The sequence below is a fragment of the Microcystis sp. M44BS1 genome, from assembly GCF_020244875.1.
GTDB classification, from domain to species: Bacteria; Cyanobacteriota; Cyanobacteriia; order Cyanobacteriales; family Microcystaceae; genus Microcystis; species Microcystis panniformis.
The window spans coordinates 1-4,121 of sequence record NZ_JADBVM010000343.1 but is presented as its reverse complement, the minus strand read 5'-3'; the positions used below and the strand labels follow the sequence as shown (position 1 = coordinate 4,121).

The 4,121-nt window shown below is 45.6% G+C and carries 4 protein-coding genes and 2 pseudogenes; 4 read left to right on the top strand and 2 right to left on the bottom strand.

Annotated features, from left to right (window positions below; genetic code table 11):
• Positions 1–366: pseudogene (locus IM515_RS25235) on the bottom strand (DUF3782 domain-containing protein); the annotation flags it as partial.
• Between the two features lie 354 nt (positions 367–720).
• Between IM515_RS25235 and IM515_RS25230 the strand changes: the two are divergent.
• The 4 genes from IM515_RS25230 to IM515_RS25215 all read left to right on the top strand — a co-directional run bounded on the left by IM515_RS25230 (position 721) and on the right by IM515_RS25215 (position 3,394).
• A complete protein-coding gene (locus tag IM515_RS25230) occupies positions 721–1,287 on the top strand; it encodes a PEP-CTERM sorting domain-containing protein (protein ID WP_287629326.1) in 567 nt (188 codons plus the stop codon).
• A gap of 83 nt (positions 1,288–1,370) precedes the next feature.
• Positions 1,371–1,826, top strand: a complete 456-nt coding sequence (locus tag IM515_RS25225; RefSeq protein WP_287629327.1) for a hypothetical protein — start codon at positions 1,371–1,373, stop codon at positions 1,824–1,826.
• Between the two features lie 65 nt (positions 1,827–1,891).
• Complete coding sequence (locus IM515_RS25220) at positions 1,892–2,209, top strand: hypothetical protein (protein WP_002757707.1); 318 nt, start codon at positions 1,892–1,894, stop codon at positions 2,207–2,209.
• Positions 2,210–2,647: 438 nt separating this feature from the next.
• Positions 2,648–3,394, top strand: a complete 747-nt coding sequence (locus IM515_RS25215) for a hypothetical protein (RefSeq protein ID WP_287629328.1) — start codon at positions 2,648–2,650, stop codon at positions 3,392–3,394.
• A 185-nt stretch (positions 3,395–3,579) separates the two neighbouring features.
• Here the strand turns inward: IM515_RS25215 and IM515_RS25210 are convergent.
• A pseudogene (locus IM515_RS25210) lies at positions 3,580–4,121 on the bottom strand (IS1 family transposase); the annotation flags it as partial.

The following is a 4,121-nucleotide window of genomic DNA, read 5'->3' as shown; positions in this document are numbered from 1 at the left end:
CGCAGGTTCCACTAATTCCTCGACAAATCTTCCCCAGCGAGTGGTTAAACTATCCACCGCACGACTGGTATTTGCCACTGTTTTCTCTAGCTGTGCTAAACGGCGATCGGCTTCGGCCTTGGCTTCGGCCGCCCGGCGATCATATTCGGCCGCTTGGCGATCATATTCGGCCTTGGCTTCGGCCGCCCGGCGATCGGCTTCAGCCTTGGCTTCGGCCGCCCGGCGATCATATTCGGCCGCCCGGCGATCGGCTTCGGCCTTGGCTTCGGCCGCCCGGCGATCGTATTCTTGGCGTGATTGTTCAAACTTTTCGTTAGTTTTCTCGAAAAGTTTATAGATATCTTCGATGGTAATCGGTTGAGACATAGTTATTTACTTTAATCCCCCTTATTTTACTTATTACTATAATTGTACTACCAAATTACCAGTCATTTTTTGGACAGGTGTTAATTCACTGAAACATTCATCTTCGCTCTCCTGTACGCTTAGGCGGGAGCCCGCAGGGAGCGGCGTAGCGGTGCGCCCCTTCAACCGAATCGCCCGAACTCCTATTTTTCCAAGCCTCTCAGGGTAATGCCTTCAGCCAATTCTTAAAAAAGTATTAAGAAAACGGGAAGGGGTCAAAAAAAATAAGGAATTTTCGGATATCACCTTTTCCGTAAACTCCCCTATAATTGAAGACTGTTTATCTTTATTCCTTTCTGTGAGGAGTTTAAACCTATGACATTATCAACACTTATCAAAAAATCGATCAGTGGTCGGGTCGCCCTTATCGGTCTATCTTTACTCGCTCCTGTATCTGGTGCGAGCGCCGCTACTTTTGGCTTTTCTTTCTCGAATGTGCATGGCCCGGTTAGTGGTACAGTTTCTGGGACAATAGAGTTGCCGGACGCGGCACTAACCACGGATGGGATATACGCGGCTACCGCTCTTTCCGTCACCTCCGCTCCTGCCGCTTTAGGATACACGCTACCGGTTATTGGTACATTCCCATCACTGGGTCCTAATGCTTTTAATGTTGTGGGTGGTAATATCATTCTGTCCGGTACTCAATTCGCTCGTGGTCAATTGTTCGTAACGGGTTCTCCAAATGCATTTGGATTAAATTCTCCTCTCGGAACTCTATTCGGTACAAACGGGGTTGCTGATGCTTCAAGTGGAGTTTTAGACTCAAATAATTCAACACTGACATTTACTCGCGCTACTTCCGTTCCCGAACCGGGTACTATCTTAGGTTTAGTAACAGTGGGTGCTTTAGGGGCATTATCTGGTAAGCGCAAAGGCTAAAAGGATTTTAAACTTACAGACGATTAACCCAACTAGGGAGATGAAATCATGATCACTCCCTAGTACCTGACTGAAAAACAAACATGAAACATTTTCCGCTTATTTCCCCTCGAAACGTTTTAGCTTCCGTAGCGATCGCTTTATCCCTTGGTTTGGGTTTAACCGCCCCTCTACAAGCGCAGTTAAGCGGTAGAGTGAACTTTGAACAGGGCAGTGATATGGCCGCCCTCAACGGGACGATTACAGGGCGTGAATACCGAGATTTCGTCTTAAGAGCGAGGAAAGGTCAAACCCTGATGGTTTCTCTCGCCGATGATGAGACAGGCAACCCCGAAGACAAGCATAGTGTATTTTTTAATATCCTGCCGCCGGGTAGTAATAATGTAGCGATTTATAACAGTTCTGCCCAAGGACCCAACGCCATGGCTAAAATTAAACTCCCCAAAGATGGCGACTATACCATTCGTGTCTATCTCATGGGAGAAGCGAAAGACGGCAATCATACCGTTCCTTTCACCTTCTCGGTAACGATTAGGTAGTTATCGAAAAATCCTGAACGCATCCTAGAGATTATCGCCCCTCTTACTCTGTAAGAAAATCAATCATGTTCGAGTCTATAAAATTCAGCGCCATCGCCACCGGAATCGCCCTCGTCGCTACTTTACCAGTTTATGCCGCGAATACTGCTACCATGTTGTCGGCCTGCAAATCTCGCGCCGCTAATGCTTATAAAACCTCGCCGGGTAATATCGTTGTCAAATACGAAGGACAACGCACCGACGGCACTCACGCAGTGAATGGCACTTACGAGACGGATAAAATGGTCAATACCTTCCAATGTTCCTTTAACCGCAACGGCAACCAGATCGTCAAATTTATCAAAAACCTACCCTATTCCAAAGTGGACGAAGGCGCTATGTAATAACACGCTCACTTAGTCTTCATTGGAGGAGATCAAAAAAGCATGAAACCCGTTTATGTCTTGTTGATAGCTATTACCACGGGTGTTATCGGTGCGGGTATCGGATTGTTTCTAGGAGGGAAATTCTTGGGAACCCTCGGATTCCAGGTGGTGTAACCTACGGTGTTTGTGTCGCCACGGAAACGGGAAAACAAGCGGGTTTACTAACCCAATCGGAAACCGATCAACTCTTAAAACAAATTAAAGCAAGAGCGGGTTCAGATTTTAATTTGAAACCAGAACAAATCGAAGAATTCGCCAAAATCAACTGTCAAGACACCCTAGAAAAAGCGAAATCGGCCCGTTCGGAAAAAAACTAGACGGACGTTATAGTACAATTGTCAACAAATCTAGCGATCGCTGTAAAACATCTAATTAACTTGGGAAAAAACTTAAATCATGCGTAAACTCTTTTCCGCTTTTTTACTGGCCACCTTAATCACCACCCCAGTCATCTTACCTTCTCCCGCCTTAAGCGAAATCCGTAAAGAACGGGTGCAATTCAAAGCCGGAACCGAAGGAACCACTATTCAAGGCAAAATCAAGGGAGAACAAGTCGTTCAATACCTAATTCGCGCCAATGCTGGACAAAATATGTCGGTTAGCCTCTTGAGTGATAACGGGGGTGCTTCTTTCAATATTTTCGCACCGGGAAAAGTCCCGGGCAAAGACGCGGCGATGGTTATCGGGAACAATGTCGGTAATGCTCACGAGGGAATCCTACCGGCGAACGGCGATTACACGATCCAAGTGGGTTTGACTCGCAACTCGGCGCGGAATAATGAAGTGGCTAATTATCGCCTAAAAATCTTTATTTCCAATAATTACAACCAAAGCGATGCCAAAGTACCGGGGACAAATTACCATGCTACGGGTAATGTTACCTGTTCGATGGGCGATGGAAAACCGGCGGGATCTTGTCCCTTTGGTGTCACTCGTCGGGGGAACGGTAGCGCGGATGTCACTGTTACCAAACCCGATGGTCGCAAGCGTATCATTTTCTTTGAAAAGGGAAAAGCGATCGGTGCAGATACCAGTCAGGCAGCTCCTGGAGCGTTTAGCGCCTCGAAACAAGACGATATCTATATTATTCGCATCGGCAAGGAACGCTACGAGATTTTTGAAGCGATCATTTTTGGGGGTTAGGTGCTGCTTTTCGTAAGCGCCAAGGATAAAATCCCCATTGAGGATAGTTTTCAGTGCATCTTAGCCTTTAGGAGGGTTTTTACCCATCCTTTTGTTATTTTTGGGGATAGGGGTTTAATTTTGTTCAAATACAGGTCAGGCTTGACCTGTATTTGAATTGAAAATGTATGATTCCACCTGTAAATTTATCGCCCTTGAATATTCCAGAGACTTAGCCAGGTGGTGATTCGGTAGTAGTGATGGCGGCTTAATCCTTTGCTTTGCTGTGCATTGTAGTCAGGGATAAAATACCAAAGGGTTCCCCAACGTGATTCTCCATTTTTTTAGAGAAAGATAGACTCTCTCTCACCAACCGAGAAATCCTTTGTCGAAAGGTATTATTTAATCTTTCAATAGGATTGGTTTGACCAGTTTCTTTTCCGACTGGTCGATGACGTTTACTAGGAATTACTGTCTTATAGGACTCCCAAAAGTCTGTGTAAGCAACCGCACATTGTCGGTAAACACCGGGTAAACTGGCCCCAAAGTTTTTTGGCTGATTGACGACTCCTATCTCCGCGCATAGCAACCAATAATTTCCCTTGTCTTTCTATCAATTGCAAGCCAAATATAGACCTTTATCGTCTTAGAAAAAACCAAAGACCACATCTCATCACATTCTATAACCAATTTACCTTTTGGTTTGTCCGAAACCTTTATTTGACGGGGGACAGCCGCCAGTTTATTG

Coding starts and splice junctions, on each gene's coding strand:
- IM515_RS25230 (WP_287629326.1), top strand. CDS start 721: ATGACATTATCAACACTTATCAAAAAATCGATCAGTGGTCGGGTCGCC.
- IM515_RS25225 (WP_287629327.1), top strand. CDS start 1,371: ATGAAACATTTTCCGCTTATTTCCCCTCGAAACGTTTTAGCTTCCGTA.
- IM515_RS25220 (WP_002757707.1), top strand. CDS start 1,892: ATGTTCGAGTCTATAAAATTCAGCGCCATCGCCACCGGAATCGCCCTC.
- IM515_RS25215 (WP_287629328.1), top strand. CDS start 2,648: ATGCGTAAACTCTTTTCCGCTTTTTTACTGGCCACCTTAATCACCACC.